This window comes from Aequorivita sp. CIP111184 (assembly GCF_900489465.1).
Classification (GTDB): domain Bacteria; phylum Bacteroidota; class Bacteroidia; order Flavobacteriales; family Flavobacteriaceae; genus Aequorivita.
This window is the reverse complement of sequence record NZ_UEFQ01000028.1, coordinates 164,076-181,804: the sequence shown is the minus strand read 5'-3', so window position 1 is coordinate 181,804 and position 17,729 is coordinate 164,076. Positions and strand designations below refer to the sequence as shown.

Genomic DNA, 17,729 nt, shown 5'->3' with positions numbered 1-17,729 from the left:
CGAAATATAAAGAATTACTTTTTAGCGATTTTTAAAGTGGTTTGCATACTGTTTGAAGTAACTTTTACAAAATACAAACCGCTGTTTAGCCTGCTCATATCCACTTGTGTATAATTTCCTGAGCCTTTTCCTTGAGAAACGAGCGTTCCTAAAACATTAAAGATTTGATAATTGTCAATTTTAAAAAGTGAAGATATAGTCAAATCGTTTCTTACAGGATTGGGATAAAAATTTAGATTTTTCACAAACTTATCTTCCGTTGAAAGTTTGCCAACAACAGTTACTTTACCGCGCATGGATGGATCTGAATCATTTTGATATTCAGTAACTCCAGTTTTCGAAAAAGTATATGAAAACTCATTGTTGATTCCCTTAAGGGAACCACTATCAAAATTTTCAGTTCCGTTTGGAAGTGCTGAAACACTTTTTTGCGACCCATTTATCCAGGTCCAAAGTACTGTATCGCCCACTTCAATTGTGGGACTGGCTACAGATTCATTTATGCCTTGCCCCCATGCAATCTCAAAAACATTCTGCGCAGAGAGAATGTTCATTGCAATAAAACAAAGGAATAAAGTAATTTTTTTCATTAATGAAGTGTTAGTAGGTTAGTTATTTAAATTTACGAAAAAAAATTAACACAAAATCCAGCAATAATTAAAATGTCAAATTATTTGCTTAGATACATTTTTCTTCTCGCGTATAAATCATAAAAAGCATCATCTTTCAAACTGTCAATAAACAATATGCTTTCACCCGTACTTTTCATTTCTGGTCCCAATTGTTTATTAACGTTTGGAAATTTGTTGAAACTAAATACTGGTTGCTTGATTGCAAAACCTTCTAACTTCGGATTAAAATCAAAATCAGTTACCTTATTGTGGCCCAGCATTACTTTCGTAGCATAGTTTACATAAGGCTCTCCATAAGCTTTTGCTATAAATGGAACCGTACGCGAAGCCCGTGGATTGGCTTCAATAATATATACGATATCATCCTTTATAGCAAACTGTACGTTTATTAGCCCCACTGTATTTAATGATTTTGCTATTTTAATCGTGTGGTCTTTTATCTGCTGCATCACAAACTCACCAATATTGAAAGGAGGCAACGTTGCATTTGAATCTCCGGAATGGATTCCGCAAGGTTCAATGTGTTCCATTATTCCAATAATATATACATTTTCACCATCACAAATGGCATCTGCTTCAGCCTCAATGGCACCGTCTAGATAGTGATCTAGCAATAACTTGTTATTTGGAATTTTTCGAAGCAAATCTACAACGTGTTCTTCCAATTCCTTTTTGTTAATTACAATCTTCATTCCCTGTCCACCCAAAACATAAGAAGGGCGAATCAACAACGGAAAATCTAGTTTATCAGCTAAAGCTAGAGCTTCCTCAGTTGTTTCAGCTACTCCAAATTCTGGATAGGGAATATTGTTTTCTTTTAAAATATTTGAAAAGCTCCCGCGATCTTCGGCTAGATCCAACGATTTGTAGGTAGTCCCGATAATTTTTATTCCGTATCTGTCAAGTTTTTCTGCCAATTTCAAGGCTGTTTGTCCACCTAACTGTACAATTACGCCTTCGGGTTTTTCGTGACGGATGATGTCGTAAATATGTTCCCAAAAAACAGGCTCAAAGTAAAGTTTGTCCGCAACGTCAAAATCTGTGGAAACCGTCTCAGGGTTACAGTTTATCATTATTGTTTCGTAACCACATTCCGCAGCCGCTAAAACGCCGTGCACACAGCAGTAATCAAACTCAATGCCCTGCCCTATTCTGTTTGGACCCGAACCGAGTACGATTATTTTTTTCTTTTCGGTTACAACGCTATCATTTTCTGAATAGGGTTTTTCACCTTCAAGCTGGATTTCATTTTCAAAAGTAGAATAATAATAAGGTGTTTCCGCTTTGAATTCAGCGGCACAGGTATCAACCAATTTATAAACGCGCTGAATATTCATTTCCTCACGTTTTTTATAAATCTGGCTTTCCAAACATTTCAGCATATGTGCAATCTGTCTGTCGCCGTATCCTTTTTGTTTAGCCTCTAAAAGCAATTCCCTCGGAAGTGTATCTAAAGTATATTTTGAAATTTCTTTTTCTAATAAATATAGTTCTTCGTATTGACGAAGGAACCACATATCAATTTTAGTGATTTCGTGAATTCTACTTAAAGGAATTCCAATCTGAATTGCATCATAGATTACGAAAACACGGTCCCAACTTGCATTTTTAAGTTTATCGAGAATCTGTTCGTAATTGGTATAGCTTTTTCCGTCGGCGCCAATTCCATTTCTTTTTATTTCTAGCGATTGTGTCGCCTTATGAAGCGCTTCCTGAAACGAACGGCCAATTCCCATAACTTCCCCCACAGATTTCATTTGAAGTCCTAAGGTTCTGTCTGATCCTTCGAACTTGTCAAAATTCCAACGTGGAATTTTTACGATTACGTAATCTAAAGTTGGCTCAAATAGTGCCGAAGTTGACTTGGTAATTTGGTTTTTCAACTCGTCCAAATTATACCCAATAGCTAATTTTGTAGCAATTTTTGCAATAGGATATCCTGTTGCCTTTGAAGCCAAAGCTGATGATCGAGATACTCGAGGATTTATTTCGATGGCAATAATTTCTTCATTTTCATCTGGGCTTACCGCAAACTGAACGTTACAACCACCAGCAAAGTCACCAATACTGCGCATCATAAGGATTGCCATATCACGCATTTTTTGGTACGTTCGGTCGTTAAGTGTCATTGCGGGAGCAACAGTTATAGAATCACCCGTATGAATTCCCATCGGGTCCATATTTTCTATGGCACATATAATAACAACATTATCATTTTTATCGCGAAGAAGTTCAAGTTCATATTCCTTCCATCCCATCATTGCCTTATCTATCATCACTTCATGGATTGGCGAAATTTCCAATCCGTATGATAATAGTTCGTCAAAATCCTCTTCTTTATAAACTATAGAAGCACCAGCGCCTCCCAAAGTATAGGAAGCCCTAATAACCAATGGGAAACCAAATTGTTGCGCAATTTCTTTTCCTTGCAGATAGGAATTCGCAGTGGCTTGTGGTGCCATACCCACCCCTATCTTTTCCATCAAACCTCTAAACTGTTCGCGGTCTTCGGTAATATTTATTGCGTCAATATCTACCCCTATTAATTTTACGCCAAAATCTTTCCAAATTCCTTTTTCATCGGCTTCAATACAAAGGTTAAGCGCTGTCTGTCCTCCCATGGTTGGCAAAACTGCATCAATTTGCGGGTGCTCCTTTAAAATTTGCACTAATGATTTTGTGGTAAGCGGCAAAAGATAAATATGATCGGCCATAGATGGGTCGGTCATAATTGTTGCGGGATTGCTGTTAATTAATACCGTTTCAATTCCATCTTCACGCAATGAGCGTAACGATTGGGAACCGGCATAATCAAACTCACACGCTTGACCAATAACAATAGGCCCAGAGCCAATAATTAAGACTGATTTAATGGAGAGATTTTTAGGCATTTCTTTTACTTTTTTGGTGTTGCAAAATTACGACGCGTTCGGGTATAAAAAAAAGGTGTTGCTTAGTTAAACAACACCTTTTATATAAAATTTATCAACATTATTTTTTGTGACGGGATTCAGTAGATACAGATAGTTTCTTTCTGCCTTTCGCTCTGCGGGCAGCCAAAACCTTTCTTCCGTTTACAGAAGCCATACGCTCTCTAAAACCGTGTTTGTTTCTTCTTTTTCTTTTTGATGGCTGAAATGTTCTTTTGCTCATTTTCTTATTCTTTAACTTCTGTAATATCTTTGTTTGGTGACCTTTCTTCAAAGTCGGGTGCAAAAATACAACAAGTTTTCACTTAGGCAAACCTTTTTTGAAAAAAAATAAGCAAAGTTTTACGTTATGAAGTAATACTTAAATATTTAATAGCTCCTTTCATTCTGTTTGTTTCAATTTTAGAAAAATAATTCTTTCAGAACAATACAAAATCTACTAAAAAGGATTTAGTTTTTATACCTTTGCAGGCCATTTTAAAGATGATCCATGTTCAATAAAAATATAAAATTAGTTTTGTCCGCGCTGGTAATAGGAGCGGCAGTTTGGCAATTCACAGAAACAAATATTGGCAACGGTATTATGCTTATTTTGCTTTCTTTGATATTTGTTTTTCTCTATTTCAAAAACGAAATCATATTGCTAGCCTTTCTTCGCCTTCGTAAGCAAGATTTTCCTGGAGCCAAAAGATGGCTTGATAAAATTGGCAATCCAAGTGCTGCATTAGTTCCTAAACAGGAAGGTTATTACAATTATCTGAATGGTTTAATGGTTTCTCAAACCAATATGGTTGAGGCAGAAAAATACTTTAAGAAAGCTGAAAAACTTGGTTTGAATATGTCTGCAGATATGGCAATGACCAAATTGAATTTGGCGGGTATTTCAATGACGAAGAATCGTAAAAGAGAGGCTGATTTATTACTTGCCGAAGCAAAAAAACTTGATAATCATGGTATGCTGGATGAACAAATAAAAATGATGCAGCAACAAATGAAAAAAATGGGGCAGCCGAAACAGCAATTTGGACGCAGTGGCCGTGGCGGAAGAAGGTTTTAAACTCATTCCCTGAAAAGCATTTAGCCTATTATGCATTTCAACGATTTTTATAACTATTTGTCGAATAGCTCATTATAAGAATCAGAACTACATTAACTTTGCCCAAAGCTTATGCTTATGGGTAGAAAACTACTTTATCTTTTCCTATTTATTACTATTACAGCGCAGTCACAGATCGAGCAAAGCTCTTTCTTTTCTGAAGCTATTGGTAGAAATATTAAAAAGTACGTCAAAAATTCTCAAGATGCATATGCAGATCGAGATTTTGAGCGTGCAGAATTTCTATTCGATTCCCTTATAAATAATGTGGTGAACGGAAGTTATCTCGACAATTTTAAAGTTAGAAAATTTTCAGGAAAAAAAATTGAGCTTTACAAATTTGAAAAGCCTGTTTTTTTAATGACTTACGCTTCTTGGTGTACACCGGGTGTAGGTGAAATTCCTGCTTTGAATGAAATTGCTGAAAAGTATTATAAAGACATTGATTTTGTTGTCCTTTTTTGGGATTCCAAAGAAAATGTTCGAAAATCAGCACGCGAGTACTCCAGCAAAATAAACATTATTTATGTGGATGAAAAGGAAAACACCAATGACCATATTGTGGAAATAATGAAACACAGTCTCGGTTTTCCAACTTCTTTTTTTATTGATGAAAATAAACGCATTGTTGATGTAAGGCGCGGTGTACTTCATCCCTACAACGAAAAATATGAAATTTCTTTTGAGCTGAACTATAATTCATTCCTAAATGGAATATCGTTACTAAAAAACTCTGGAGGTGAAGAAAAAGAACATCTTGCATCAAAACAAAACCCGTAAAATTTAAAATTTTACGGGTTTTTTTATAAATATTTTAGTTTTAGTTATAGTATCCTTTTTCAGGAATTTCTATAAAATATTCTTTCCCAGAAGAATTTTTCAAAAAAGTATCGCGAAGCCAAGGATTGTGAAGTTTGAGGATTTTATAATTAATACCATAAGGTTTTACCCACTCAGCCCAATCATCAACAGGAGTATCTACTTTTACTTTAAATGTAGGGATGCTTGAGTAGAGATCCTTTTCTCTAAAATTAAATCCATATTGCTGCGGATGAGTCATAATTTCCTTCAAAGCCATTATTCTAAAAACGTAGCGACTTGTTTCATCATTTAAAAGTAAATCGTAATAACTGGTTTCTTTTTGTCTGTTTATTTGCTTGTTCATTCCCCCTACTCCTGCATTATAAGATGCGGCTGCCATGGTCCAACTTCCAAATTTGTTTTTGGCACTTTTTAAATATTCTGCCGCAACCATTGTTGCTTTTTCAAGATTGTAGCGCTCATCAACATAATCATTGATTTCAAGGCCGTATTCCAAGCCCGTACCCTTCATAAAATGCCAAATGCCAGAGGCTCCTGCAGGAGAGCTGGTATATTCCAAACCGCTTTCAGCTACCGCCAAATATTTAAAATCGTCTGGCAAACCATATTTTTTCAATAAAGGCTCAATTAGCGGAAAATATTTATTGGCTCTTTTAAAAAGCAAAAGTCCATTGGATTGCCAATAGGTATTTACTAACAACTCTCTATCCATTCGCTCGCGAATATCTGGATTTTGAAGTGGAACGGCTTCACCCGCAAAATCCATTTTTTCTGGCAAAGGCAATGCATATACATTATAATCATTTACCAATTTCTTTTCAAAATTCTCATCAGTTGGAGCATCTTGCACTGCGTGAATGCTTAATGCACAAACTGTCAAAACCGCTATTCCCAAGCCTATTTTACCTATCGTCTTCATATAATCTAATTTTTAATAAAGATACTTAATAATGCTATTTTTCAATAGAAAAGCAAAAATTATTCCTCAAATATTTCTACCAGTTTTTTTGAGATTTCCTTGCCTTTGTTCAAAATCATTATATGTGTTCCCCCTTTAATAACTTTACATTCATCAATATATTTTATGGGGAAAACCATATCTTTTTCGCCGTGAATATGAATGATATTTTCAATTTTTTCCTTTTGGTTCCAAGTCACCATTTTTTCAAGTGCCCAATCTAGATATTGTTTGTTGCGTACGTGAAGATATTCCTGATACATCGCCAATCTCTTTTTTGATTTTGGACCAACGGAAAACTTGGTTAAATCTTCTGCACTTAAAACCAAACTGGTGGGAATAAGTTTATAAGCTTTGGTCAGACTTGCAAGTTTCATGCGCCGCGGCAGTTCATTTCGTGTTTTTACGCTGGAAATGATTATCAGTTTTCTCAATTTTAAAAAATGATTCATTTCTTGAACAACAACGCCCCCAAAGGAAACTCCAATCAATATTGCATCTTTTTCCTTTACTTCTATCGCCATTCTTTTAGCGTAAGCCTCCAGGTTTTCATCTTTCTCTGGAATCAACCATTCCAAAATATGGATTTTATAGTTTTCGGGAAATTTGATGTTCCTAAAAATTTCACTACCGGCAGCCATTCCGGGAACAAAATAAACGTGTGTTTTTTCAGAATTCATAAGTCTTTTGTGAAGAAAATGGCATAGCCCAAAGATTATTCGTAAATTTACGGGTACAAAGATAAAATTATACTATAGTTTCCTTAAAAACTGAAAAACCTACTGATAATTTACTTTGAAACCAAACCAGACATTTTTTAATACTGAATATGAAATAATAGTTTTTCATTAAAAACTACTATTTTAAAGTAACGCACTCAATTACTAAAAGTAAAAGTGCTTAACAAATTTTTAAAACAACTTCACAATGATAGAAGATGTAGAAATTACAGACAACGAATTTTTAAGACAGTTTGAACTTGAAATTGGTGATAATATGGCGTGCATAGAATATGCTCTTCAAGATCGAAAAATATTTCTAACTAAATACCAAATGCCGGATGATTTGGAAGAACAGGGTTTTCGTGATATTTTTATTAAAGCGGTTTTTGAAGAAGTAAAAAAACGAGGCATTAGTTTAGTACCCACTAGTCCTGAAATTGCAGGCTTTATGCGAAAAAACCGTAGAAAGTACAAAGAATTACTTCCCGTAGGGATTAACATTTAGCAATACTATTGTAATACAGGGGCTGCAATTTCGAATCTAACCAATCCGTCGTCGCCAATTTCAGAGAGGGTAATTTGCTGTAATGTATTTACCAATTCAGGATTCCACGGAGTTTTTACCTTCACATAATTTTCAGTAAATCCGTGAATATATCCTTCTTTGTTTTCCCCTTCAAAAAGAACAGTTCTTTCAGTACCCAACTGGCTTTCATAAAAAGCCCTTCTCTTTTTTGCTGAAAGGCCACGCAACATTTTGCTCCGTTTGTTTCTAACTTTCTTGGACACTACCCCTTCCATCTCCGCTGCAGGAGTGTTATCTCTTTCGGAATATGTAAAAACGTGCAAATAAGAAATATCCATCTCATTTAAAAAATGATAGGTTTCCAAAAAATGTTCTTCGGTCTCCCCTGGAAAACCAACAATAACATCCACCCCAATACAGGCGTGCGGCATAACTTCGCGTATTTTCTCTACCCTTTCTGTGTAAAGTTCGCGCATATAACGACGGCGCATCAATTTTAAAATTTGATTGCTTCCACTTTGCAATGGAATATGAAAATGCGGCACGAATGTTTTCGATTTTGAAACGAAATCAATAGTTTCGTTTTTAAGAAGATTTGGCTCTATAGAAGAGATACGAAGCCTCTCAATACCTTCAACTTCATCCAAAGCTTTCACCAATTCAAGAAAAGTGTGCTCGTGTTTTTTATTTCCGAACTCTCCTTTTCCATAATCGCCAATGTTTACACCTGTTAAAACGATTTCCTTTATTCCCTGTTGTGAAATTTCAAAAGCGTTCTGCAAAACATTTTCCAAAGTATCACTTCGTGAAATGCCCCGTGCCAAGGGAATGGTACAATACGTGCATTTATAATCACAGCCATCCTGCACTTTTAGGAAAGCCCGCGTTCTATCTCCAATGGAATAGGAACCTACGTAAAAATCTGCTTCTTCTATTTCACAGGAATGTACTTCGCCAAAATCATTTTTTGTTAGATCGTTTAAATAGTCTGTGATTTTGAATTTCTCAGTTGCCCCAAGTACCAAATCCACACCGTCAACATCTGCCAATTCTTGTGGTTTTAATTGGGCATAACAACCAACCGCGGCAACAAAAGCTTCGGGATTTGCCTTTTGAGCTTGTTTTACAATTGTTTTAAAGCGCTTATCCGCATTTTCTGTAACACTGCAGGTGTTTATTACATAAATATCAGCTTTTTCAGAAAAATCAACACGCTGAAATCCCTCTCCTTCAAAATTTCTGGCTATTGTGGAAGTTTCGCTAAAGTTGAGTTTACAACCCAAAGTGTAGAAAGCGACTTTTTTTGGTGCGTTCATTATTGTATTTTTGGCAAACGAGGGCACAAAAATACAAACTAAATTCGGTTCCCAAAAACGCATGCAAGAGCCTTTAAAAAACCTAATCCAAAGAATTTCAATATGTTGCGCCATTCTTATTTTGTTCTCTTGTGAAAATAATGTAGAATCGGAAAAAGACCACCTTGTTTTCCGTTATAACGAGGTCGGAAACATTCCCACCCTCGATCCCGCATTTGCAAGAAATCCACAAGCCATTTGGCCCGACAACCAGCTTTATAATGGTTTAATTCAGTTGGACGATTCCTTAAATATAATACCAGATATTGCAAAAAGTTGGATCATAAACGATTCAACCTATACCTACACTTTTTTTCTAAGGAACGATGTTTTTTTTCATCAAAATAAAGCCTTCGCAAAAAAAGGACTTCACGCTCCAACGCGCTATACGCGAAAAGTTATCGCCCAAGATTTTGTTTACAGTTTTGATAGATTGACCGATGAAAAAATAGCTTCATCAGGAAGTTGGGTGATGAATTATGTGGAAAGCTATAAAGCAGAAAATGACACCACTTTGGTCATTCAGCTAAAACAACCATTTCCTGCATTTCTGGGATTGCTTTCTATGCGTTATTGCTCAGTTGTCCCAAAAGAAGCGGTGGAATTTTACGGTAATGAATTCCGAAGAAATCCAGTGGGAACCGGTCCTTTTCAATTTAAAATGTGGGAAGAAAACGTAAAACTCGTTTTCAGAAAAAACCCCCTTTACTTTGAAAGAGATGAAAATGGTAACAAGCTCCCTTATTTGGAAGCAGTCGCCATCACTTTTTTGCCTGATAAGCAAAGTGAATTTTTACAATTCGCACAAGGAAAATTGGATTTCATTTCTGGTTTGGACAGCAGTTATAAAGATGAACTTTTAACCACCCACGGAAAATTGCAACCAAAATATAATGACTTGGCATATATGATTACCGGGCCCTATTTAAACACAGAATACCTTGGCTTTTTTCTTGAAGCCAATACGCCCGAGATACAAAGCAAAACCTTACGACAAGCCGTCAATTATGGTTTCGATCGCCAAAAAATGGTTACTTATTTGCGAAACGGAATGGGAATTCCAGCCATTCACGGCTTTATTCCTAAAGGTTTACCGGGATATGCTGAGATTGATGGTTATACATATAACCCAGAAAAGGCGAAACAATTAATTGAGCAATATAAAACGGAAACGGGAGATAAAAATCCAGAAATAACTATTGGCACGAATAGTCAATATTTAGATTTATGTGAATATGTGCAGCGTGAACTTGAAAAATTAGGAATTACGGTAACAATAGATGTGATGCCGCCTTCCACACTTAGACAGATGAAAAGCAGCGGCGAGCTTGATATTTTTCGAGCCAGCTGGATTGCTGATTATCCAGATGCCGAAAACTATCTTTCCCTTTTCTATAGCCCTAATTTTGCGCCAGATGGTCCAAACTATATGCACTTCAACAGTCCTGTTTTTGATAGTATATATGAAAAATCACTCACAATTTCAGACATAAGTGAACGTAAAATCCTTTACAGCAAAATGGATTCTGTGGTTATTGAAGCAGCGCCAATAGTACCTCTCTTCTATGATATGGCCGTGCGCTTTATTAATAAAAAAGTGTCGGGACTTGGCATAAATCCTCAGAATTTTTTGGTTTTGAAGTATGTAAAAAAGACTAAATAATAATTTCTAAAACAATCAATTCCGATTGTGAAATCTAACTCATTTTTTATAAAAATGTTAAACTTGAAAAATTAAATAATTAAACAAACGTTTAATTTAAACAATTGTTTAATTTTGTGCCCGAATTTAAATATTCGCTTATGGAATTGAACGAAAAACAGATTCAGATTTTAGAGGTTGCCGAAAAACTCTTTGCAGAAAATGGCTTTGATGGAACTTCGGTGAGGCAAATTTCAAAAGAAGCCGACGTTAATGTGGCTATGATCTCCTATTACTTCGGAAGTAAAGAGAAAATGCTCGAGGCACTTTTGGGTTATAGAATGGCAGATTTTAAAATCCAATTAAAATCAATTCTTTCAAAAGAGATAAGCTATCCAGAAAAAATAGATGAAATAGTTGCATTTGTAGTAATGCGTATTCACAAAAATAGACGGACGCACAAAATTGTAAATTTTGAATATTCCAAAGATGATTCACAAAGCATCAATTTTGAAAAGTATCTTCAGCAAAAAGATGAAAACTACAGAGTAATTGAAGCCTTCGTGAAAAACGGACAAAAGGAAGGATTTTTTTCGAAAAAGGTGAACATTCCACTTATTGTTCCCACAATTATGGGCACCTATTTCCATTTTTATTACAACAAACGATTTTATACTTCACTACATAATCTTACGGATGAAATCTCACTCGATGAATTTGTCCACACAACCCTTACAAAACATATTCAACAAACCATTAAAGCGCTACTTACTTATGCGGATTAAATTTTTATTGCTTTCCCTTTTAGTTTTGGGAACTGCAAATATGGAGGCCCAACAAATAAAACAACTTACTTTAGAAGAGGCAGTTAATTTGGCTATTCAAAATAGCGATGCTTCAAAAATTGTGGACACAAAAGTTGCCAATGCAGAAAGCCAATTAAATGTTACTAAAAACCTGCAATATCCCGATGTAGACATTTCCGGTCAGTACAGATATTTGACGGGGGCCGATGTTAAATTAAGGACACAAACTTCAGACAGTGCCGGCGGTGTACAAACAGCACAACCAAATGTAAATAGTTTGTTATTGGGGCAGGCCAATGTTTCAATGCCTATTTTTTCAGGTTTCAAATTGAAAAACACTATTAAAGCTGGTGAAAATCAATACAAAGCCGCGCAGTTCAATGCGAAAAATGAAAAGGAACAAATTGCACTACAAACTATTCAGAATTATTTAAACCTATATAAGGCCAACAAAACCATTGAATTAATTGAAGAAAATATGAAGAGTGCAAAGCAGCGCGTAACCGATTTTTCAAATATGGAAGAAAACGGACTACTGGCTCGAAATGATCTTTTAAAAGCGAAACTTCAGCAGTCTAATATTGAAATAAGTCTCGAGGAAGCAAAAAAGAACGAACGCATTTTAAACTACACACTAGCGGTTACTCTAAAGCTTCCCGAAAACACAGTAATTGAAACCATCGATACTGATTTTGGAAATGTTTCGGGTTTAATTTCATCTGAAATTGCACGTAATGATTTACAGGCACTTCAGTTTCAGGAAGAAGCTGCCAAAGACCAGATAAAGGTTGCCAAGAGCGCATATTATCCGTCGTTAGCATTGGTTGGCGGGTATATTGCCTTGGATCTTAACAATGCCCTTACGGTTACTAATGCAATGAATATTGGGGTTGGGGTTTCCTATAATCTTTCAAATATTTTCAAAACAAAAAGTGATGTAAAACTTGCAAAAAGCAAAGTGCAGGAAATGGAATATACAGTAAGTATGATTTCCGATAAAATAAAAGTTCAGGTTGAAAACGCGAAACAGGAATATGAGCTTTCACAGAAAAAATTTGAAGTTTACACCCAATCTGAGGAACAAGCGATTGAAAATTACAGAATCGTAAAAGATAAATACGACAATGGCCTTTCAGACACCAACGATTTGCTGGAAGCAGATGTTCAGCAACTTCAATCCAAAATAGATTTAGCTTATTCACAAGCAAATATTAATCAAAAATATTACGAACTGCTTACAGCAAAAGGAGTTTTAACCAATCAATTCAACCAACAATAATTTTTTAATTGCAATGGAACAAAAGAAAAAAACCAATAAGAAATTTATAATAATCATTTCTACATTAGTTCTTGTAGGCTTAGTTTACGGAGGTTATAAATACATTCATTCCCTTTCTCACGAAAGTACGGATGATGCTCAGATTGAATCTAATATGAATTCAATCATTCCTCACGTGGGCGGTTATATTGATAAAGTATATGTAACCGACAATCAAAAAGTTAAAAAAGGAGACACTCTTTTCACCATAAACACAAATGATTATTTGGTAAAATTGGAACAAGCAAAAGCACAATTAGCCGCTGCCGAAAGTCAAGTAAATGTAGCCGAAGCCAGCATTGGTTCGTATCGTGCAAATGCCGCAGCTTCCACTGCTCAAGTTTCTTCCGCAGGTGGAAATATTGAGAGTGCGCGTATAAAATTGGGGCGAGCAACAAGCGATTTTAAACGTTATGAAAATCTTTATTCAAACCATTCAATAACTGCACAACAATACGAGCAAGCTTTAGCTGCAAAAGAAGAAGCCGAAAATCAGTTAAAGATACTTCAAAGTCAGCAGAAGGCTGCTTCTAGCCAAAGTAATGCAGCAAATTCGCAAACAACCATTTCAGAAAAACAAGTGAATGTAGCAGAGGCAAATGTAAAAAGTGCGCAAGCTATGGTTGATGCAGCCCAATTAAATCTTGATTATACAGTGGTTTTAGCGCCAATAGACGGCCAATTGAGTGAAGTAAATATGCAGCCCGGTCAATTTGTGCAAGCGGGACAATCTCTATTTTATTTGATAAACACCGATAATAAATGGGTTGTTGCCAATTTTAAAGAAACACAGCTGGACAAAATGAGAGTTGGGCAAAAAGTAACTATTGAAATTGATGCTTATCCAGGCGAGGATTTTGATGGAACTATTGCAACTTTTTCACCCGCAACTGGATCAAAATTTTCCCTGTTGCCACCAGATAATGCTACGGGAAACTTCGTGAAAACTATTCAGCGACTTCCCGTAAAAATTGAATTCACTAAAAATAATGATGCCGAAAAACTTGCACGTTTACGTTCCGGAATGAATGCAGATGTGGATGTTCACTTGAAATAGTTATGCAGGAGAAAGAAGAAGACAGTCTTGTAGAATACGGTACAAGAAGGATCATTATTACCATTACCGCTGTACTGTGTGCGCTTTTAGAAATAATTGACACAACCATCGTAAACGTTGCATTAAACGATATGCGCGGTAGTTTGGGAGCAACATTAACAGATATTGCTTGGGTAATTACTGCTTATGCCATTGCAAACGTAATTGTAATACCGATGACGAGCTGGCTTTCAAAGCAATTTGGAAGACGAAATTATTTTGCAGCTTCCATTGTTATTTTTACGGTTGCTTCTTTTCTCTGCGGAAATGCCTCAAATATTTGGGAATTGGTTGCCTTTCGCTTTATTCAAGGATTGGGAGGTGGTGCGTTGCTTGTAACCGCCCAAACAATTATTACGGAAAGTTATCCTATTGCAAAACGAGGAATGGCTCAGGCTATTTATGGAATGGGCGTAATTGTCGGTCCAACTTTAGGACCACCTTTGGGTGGATATTTAGTAGATAATTTTTCGTGGCCCTATATTTTTTATATAAATATTCCTATTGGAATTATTGCTACCCTTTTAACCTTGGCGTACGTTCGAAGTCCTAAATACGGGGAAAAATTGAAGGTAAATCAAGTGGATTGGTGGGGAATTTTGTTCTTGGCCTCCTTTATTGGTTCGCTTCAATTTGTACTGGAACACGGGCAACAGGACGATTGGTTCAATGACAATTTAATCACAGCTCTGAGTGTTGTTACCGTTTTTGGGTTAATTGCTTTTATCTGGCGCGAAATGGTTTATAAACACCCCATTGTAAACCTTCGTGTCTTGCGGAACAGCAATTTAATGGTTGGGACAATAATGACTTTTATCTTAGGATTTGGTCTTTACGGAACCACTTTTATCATCCCAATTTATACGCAATCTATTTTGGGCTGGACGGCTACCGATGCAGGTTTACTACTCATTCCAAGTTCAATAACTACGGGATTGATGATGCCTATTATAGGAAAACTGATTGAACGCGGTGTACCACAAAAGTACTTGGTGGCTGCTGGTTTTATAACATTTTTCATTTTCAGCCTTTGGATGCACAATTTAATGACGCCTGATACAGGAAGTGAACATCTGTTTTGGCCACTTGTAGTTCGTGGAGTTGGATTAGGACTTCTATTTGTTCCTATTACCACTTTGGCGCTTTCCACTCTAAAAGGAAAAGAAATTGGAGAAGGTGCAGCTTTTACCGGAATGATGCGCCAATTGGGAGGTTCTTTCGGAATTGCGATTATAACTACAATGATTTTCAGATTCAACCAACAACATCGCGTGGATTTAATACCGAGTATCGATCCCACAAAACCGAATGTGCAAAACCGTATTCAAGGTTTGCAACAAATGTTTATGGGAAAAGGTTTTAGCGCAAACGAAGCTTTGGCACGTGCCTATCAGGTTTTGGAAGGAACAATAACAGTTCAGGGAACAGTTTTAACGTATATGGAAGTTTTCCTTTATATGGGAACATTATTTCTACTTTGTGTTCCTTTTGTTCTTTTAATTAAGAAAGGTGCTGGAAAGGTTGATACTTCGGCGGTGCATTAGGTTTAATAGTTAAATTTCATTTTTTGTATATTATCTGAAAAATTACAGAAAATAATTTTAGGCGGGAATGCTCAATCAATGATAACTTCTCTTAAAAACAACAAGAGAACCCGAAAAAATAAATTCGAAAAAGATATATCCGAAACGAATAAACATTAGGGGAAGATTGATGATTACAAAAAAATGTCGCCCTACCAATTTGAAACATTCAAGAAACGTTTGAAAGAAAACGAGTTACGCCGCCAAAAAAACCTAGCAATTGTTTTTGGCGGCGTAATGATTATAATTATTTCAACGATAATATACTTTTTATTCCTTCATTAAATCTTTCTCCCATTTGTCGTTTCTTCAAAAATATGCTCCAAAATATTGGCATCCATTTCTGAAAATTCAATATTTCTTCTGTCCATCACCACTTTTGCAACTTCAAAAGCTTTGTCAGTTTTATAGGTTGTAAAACCACCGCTTCCGCCCCAACTGAAACTTGGCACATAATTACGAGGAAAACCGCTTCCAAAAATATTGGCGCTTACGCCCACAACTGTTCCTGTATTGAACATTGTATTTATGCCACATTTGCTGTGATCGCCCATCATTAAACCACAAAATTGAAGTCCAGTTCGGGCAAAACCTTCAGTTTCATAATCCCAAAGCCGCACTTCCGCGTAATTATTTTTTAAGTTGGATGTATTAGTGTCCGCACCTAAATTGCACCATTCCCCCAAAACGGAATTCCCTAAAAATCCATCGTGCCCTTTGTTTGAATATCCAAAAATAACCGAATTATTCACTTCTCCCCCAACTTTACAGTGTGGTCCGATTGTAGTATTGCTGTATATTTTTGCACCCATTTTTAGAGTTGAATGTTCGCATAATACAAAAGGTCCGCGCACCAATGAACCTTCCATTATTTCAGCATCTTTGCCTATATAGATTGGCCCTTCGGAAGCATTTAAAGTGCAAAATTCAATTTTTGCTCCTTCTTCAATAAAAATATTTTCAGGATTTTTTGTCCAAACACCTTTGGGAATGGCTTGTGATTTACGTCCTTCAGTAAGCATTTCAAAATCGCGTTTTATTGCTTCGCCATTTTTTGAAAAAATATCCCAAGTGTGTTCTATTCGTAAAACATCGTTGTGTTTGTATTGAATGATATCAAAGTTTTCAAAATCTACTTCTTGCCCTTCAGTTGTATAAAAGGCTATGGGTTCGTCATCAAAAAAAACGGCTTGATTTTCTTCTAAACCTTTAATAATGTTTACCAAATTTTCGGAAGGAAGAAAAGAAGCGTTTATAAGAATATTCTTTTCGAGCTCCAAAAAGGGATACTTTTCTGAAAGATAATCTTCAGTAACCGTAGTTGTGGTAAAACCCAAAAGGTGTTCCCATTTTTCACGAATAGTCAAAATTCCCACTCGAATATCTGCCACTGGACGTGTAAATGTGAAAGGCAACAATTGGTCACGGACGTTTCCGTCAAAGAGAATATAATTCATTTTATTTATGGTTGTTATGTTTGAGTTTTAAAGCTTCAAAAAGAATAGTATGAAAAATAAAACTATCGATATTAATGCAATAATAAAACCTAGAATTGCTAGCTTATAATTGTTTTCGGCTTTTTTAATTAGGGTTAGATTTTGCTGTGCCATTTGTTGAATAAGCTCTGCTTGTTTCAGCTCGTTACTTTCTAGAACTTCGATACGTTTCGATAAACTTTCTGGATCAAAATCATTGATTTTTGCTAATCTTGCCTTTGCCTTTTGATTGGAAGAGAGTACACTTCCAGCCATTTCTACTATAGAGATGGCGGTTGGTATCAGCTTTGCCCACGGTAGTATCATTTATTTAATTTTTATTAAGAATTAAAGATAATAAAGCTCCACCTAACAATAATAAAAAAAGCCCTCGATTTCTCGAAGGCTTTTATATGTTTTACCAAATTGAAGATTATTCTTCAGTTTTAGCTTCTTTAGCAGCAGGCTTTTTAAACTTGTCGTATTTGTTTTTGAATTTGTCAATACGTCCTGCAGTATCGATAAGTTTTGCTTTTCCGGTATAAAAAGGATGTGAAGAACGTGAAATCTCCATCTTTACCAAAGGATACTCAACACCATCTACCTCGATAGTTTCTCTAGTATCTGCAGTTGACTTTGTAAGGAACACATCTTCATTGCTCATGTCCTTAAAAGCAACTAATCTATAATTTTCTGGGTGGATACCTTTTTTCATCTCTGTAATTGTAATATTATTATTTAAAATGCGCTCTTCCGACCTTTCGGAAT

17 protein-coding genes are annotated in these 17,729 nt (G+C 35.8%); 8 read left to right on the top strand and 9 right to left on the bottom strand.

Annotated elements, in window-relative coordinates; translation table 11 throughout:
* Positions 1-14: 14 nt before the first annotated feature.
* The 3 genes from AEQU1_RS13775 to rpmH all read right to left on the bottom strand — a co-directional run bounded on the left by AEQU1_RS13775 (position 15) and on the right by rpmH (position 3,785).
* Complete coding sequence (locus AEQU1_RS13775) at positions 15-590, bottom strand: T9SS type A sorting domain-containing protein (RefSeq protein ID WP_111882005.1); 576 nt, start codon at positions 588-590, stop codon at positions 15-17.
* Positions 591-670: 80 nt separating this feature from the next.
* Entirely contained in the window at positions 671-3,523 is a 2,853-nt protein-coding gene (gene carB / locus AEQU1_RS13770) for a carbamoyl-phosphate synthase large subunit (protein WP_111882004.1), read from the bottom strand.
* Between the two features lie 100 nt (positions 3,524-3,623).
* A complete protein-coding gene (gene rpmH / locus AEQU1_RS13765; protein ID WP_111882075.1) occupies positions 3,624-3,785 on the bottom strand; it encodes a 50S ribosomal protein L34 in 162 nt (53 codons plus the stop codon).
* A gap of 267 nt (positions 3,786-4,052) precedes the next feature.
* Here rpmH and AEQU1_RS13760 point away from each other — a divergent pair, with 267 nt between their 5' ends.
* Positions 4,053-4,619, top strand: a complete 567-nt coding sequence (locus AEQU1_RS13760; protein WP_111882002.1) for a DUF2892 domain-containing protein — start codon at positions 4,053-4,055, stop codon at positions 4,617-4,619.
* A gap of 117 nt (positions 4,620-4,736) precedes the next feature.
* Positions 4,737-5,438 (top strand): TlpA disulfide reductase family protein, encoded by a 702-nt coding sequence (locus AEQU1_RS13755; RefSeq protein ID WP_111882000.1) that lies wholly within the window; start codon positions 4,737-4,739, stop codon positions 5,436-5,438.
* A 40-nt stretch (positions 5,439-5,478) separates the two neighbouring features.
* On the opposite strand, the gene AEQU1_RS13750 is transcribed toward AEQU1_RS13755, so the two are convergent.
* Together AEQU1_RS13750 and AEQU1_RS13745 are read right to left on the bottom strand one after the other, a co-directional pair.
* Complete coding sequence (locus tag AEQU1_RS13750) at positions 5,479-6,399, bottom strand: lytic transglycosylase domain-containing protein (protein WP_111881999.1); 921 nt, start codon at positions 6,397-6,399, stop codon at positions 5,479-5,481.
* A 59-nt stretch (positions 6,400-6,458) separates the two neighbouring features.
* On the bottom strand, positions 6,459-7,118 hold the full coding sequence (locus tag AEQU1_RS13745) for an alpha/beta fold hydrolase (protein WP_111881997.1): 660 nt from the start codon (positions 7,116-7,118) through the stop codon (positions 6,459-6,461).
* A 247-nt stretch (positions 7,119-7,365) separates the two neighbouring features.
* Here AEQU1_RS13745 and AEQU1_RS13740 point away from each other — a divergent pair, with 247 nt between their 5' ends.
* Positions 7,366-7,665 (top strand): GNAT family N-acetyltransferase, encoded by a 300-nt coding sequence (locus tag AEQU1_RS13740; RefSeq protein ID WP_111881996.1) that lies wholly within the window; start codon positions 7,366-7,368, stop codon positions 7,663-7,665.
* A 5-nt stretch (positions 7,666-7,670) separates the two neighbouring features.
* Here the strand turns inward: AEQU1_RS13740 and mtaB are convergent, their stop codons facing one another.
* Positions 7,671-9,002, bottom strand: a complete 1,332-nt coding sequence (gene mtaB, locus AEQU1_RS13735) for a tRNA (N(6)-L-threonylcarbamoyladenosine(37)-C(2))-methylthiotransferase MtaB (protein WP_111881994.1) — start codon at positions 9,000-9,002, stop codon at positions 7,671-7,673.
* Between the two features lie 61 nt (positions 9,003-9,063).
* Between mtaB and AEQU1_RS13730 the strand changes: the two genes are divergently transcribed.
* From AEQU1_RS13730 to AEQU1_RS13710, 5 genes are all read left to right on the top strand, one after another.
* The gene (locus AEQU1_RS13730; protein WP_111882073.1) at positions 9,064-10,704 is read left to right on the top strand and encodes an ABC transporter substrate-binding protein; all 1,641 of its coding nucleotides are present in this window, start codon (positions 9,064-9,066) and stop codon (positions 10,702-10,704) included.
* Between the two features lie 140 nt (positions 10,705-10,844).
* Positions 10,845-11,468, top strand: coding sequence for a TetR/AcrR family transcriptional regulator (locus tag AEQU1_RS13725; RefSeq protein WP_181566783.1), 624 nt, complete (start codon positions 10,845-10,847; stop codon positions 11,466-11,468).
* Positions 11,458-12,768 (top strand): TolC family protein, encoded by a 1,311-nt coding sequence (locus tag AEQU1_RS13720; protein ID WP_111881991.1) that lies wholly within the window; start codon positions 11,458-11,460, stop codon positions 12,766-12,768. Before AEQU1_RS13725 ends, AEQU1_RS13720 begins: the two co-directional genes overlap by 11 nt.
* 13 nt (positions 12,769-12,781) lie before the next feature.
* Entirely contained in the window at positions 12,782-13,864 is a 1,083-nt protein-coding gene (locus tag AEQU1_RS13715; protein ID WP_111881989.1) for an HlyD family secretion protein, read from the top strand.
* A gap of 2 nt (positions 13,865-13,866) precedes the next feature.
* A complete protein-coding gene (locus AEQU1_RS13710) occupies positions 13,867-15,447 on the top strand; it encodes a DHA2 family efflux MFS transporter permease subunit (protein ID WP_111881987.1) in 1,581 nt (526 codons plus the stop codon).
* 320 nt (positions 15,448-15,767) lie between these two features.
* Here the strand turns inward: AEQU1_RS13710 and AEQU1_RS13705 are convergent, their stop codons facing one another.
* The 3 genes from AEQU1_RS13705 to AEQU1_RS13695 all read right to left on the bottom strand — a co-directional run bounded on the left by AEQU1_RS13705 (position 15,768) and on the right by AEQU1_RS13695 (position 17,676).
* Positions 15,768-16,943, bottom strand: coding sequence for a GlmU family protein (locus AEQU1_RS13705; protein WP_111881986.1), 1,176 nt, complete (start codon positions 16,941-16,943; stop codon positions 15,768-15,770).
* A gap of 27 nt (positions 16,944-16,970) precedes the next feature.
* Positions 16,971-17,288 carry a hypothetical protein gene (locus AEQU1_RS13700; protein WP_111881984.1) on the bottom strand — a complete coding sequence of 106 codons (318 nt, stop codon included), beginning with the start codon at positions 17,286-17,288 and terminating at the stop codon, positions 16,971-16,973.
* A 106-nt stretch (positions 17,289-17,394) separates the two neighbouring features.
* A complete protein-coding gene (locus AEQU1_RS13695) occupies positions 17,395-17,676 on the bottom strand; it encodes a type B 50S ribosomal protein L31 (protein ID WP_068760700.1) in 282 nt (93 codons plus the stop codon).
* Between the last annotated feature and the right edge of the window lie 53 nt (positions 17,677-17,729).

Coding starts and splice junctions, on each gene's coding strand:
- AEQU1_RS13775 (WP_111882005.1), bottom strand. CDS start 590: ATGAAAAAAATTACTTTATTCCTTTGTTTTATTGCAATGAACATTCTC.
- carB (WP_111882004.1), bottom strand. CDS start 3,523: ATGCCTAAAAATCTCTCCATTAAATCAGTCTTAATTATTGGCTCTGGG.
- rpmH (WP_111882075.1), bottom strand. CDS start 3,785: ATGAGCAAAAGAACATTTCAGCCATCAAAAAGAAAAAGAAGAAACAAA.
- AEQU1_RS13760 (WP_111882002.1), top strand. CDS start 4,053: ATGTTCAATAAAAATATAAAATTAGTTTTGTCCGCGCTGGTAATAGGA.
- AEQU1_RS13755 (WP_111882000.1), top strand. CDS start 4,737: ATGGGTAGAAAACTACTTTATCTTTTCCTATTTATTACTATTACAGCG.
- AEQU1_RS13750 (WP_111881999.1), bottom strand. CDS start 6,399: ATGAAGACGATAGGTAAAATAGGCTTGGGAATAGCGGTTTTGACAGTT.
- AEQU1_RS13745 (WP_111881997.1), bottom strand. CDS start 7,118: ATGAATTCTGAAAAAACACACGTTTATTTTGTTCCCGGAATGGCTGCC.
- AEQU1_RS13740 (WP_111881996.1), top strand. CDS start 7,366: ATGATAGAAGATGTAGAAATTACAGACAACGAATTTTTAAGACAGTTT.
- mtaB (WP_111881994.1), bottom strand. CDS start 9,002: ATGAACGCACCAAAAAAAGTCGCTTTCTACACTTTGGGTTGTAAACTC.
- AEQU1_RS13730 (WP_111882073.1), top strand. CDS start 9,064: ATGCAAGAGCCTTTAAAAAACCTAATCCAAAGAATTTCAATATGTTGC.
- AEQU1_RS13725 (WP_181566783.1), top strand. CDS start 10,845: ATGGAATTGAACGAAAAACAGATTCAGATTTTAGAGGTTGCCGAAAAA.
- AEQU1_RS13720 (WP_111881991.1), top strand. CDS start 11,458: ATGCGGATTAAATTTTTATTGCTTTCCCTTTTAGTTTTGGGAACTGCA.
- AEQU1_RS13715 (WP_111881989.1), top strand. CDS start 12,782: ATGGAACAAAAGAAAAAAACCAATAAGAAATTTATAATAATCATTTCT.
- AEQU1_RS13710 (WP_111881987.1), top strand. CDS start 13,867: ATGCAGGAGAAAGAAGAAGACAGTCTTGTAGAATACGGTACAAGAAGG.
- AEQU1_RS13705 (WP_111881986.1), bottom strand. CDS start 16,943: ATGAATTATATTCTCTTTGACGGAAACGTCCGTGACCAATTGTTGCCT.
- AEQU1_RS13700 (WP_111881984.1), bottom strand. CDS start 17,288: ATGATACTACCGTGGGCAAAGCTGATACCAACCGCCATCTCTATAGTA.
- AEQU1_RS13695 (WP_068760700.1), bottom strand. CDS start 17,676: ATGAAAAAAGGTATCCACCCAGAAAATTATAGATTAGTTGCTTTTAAG.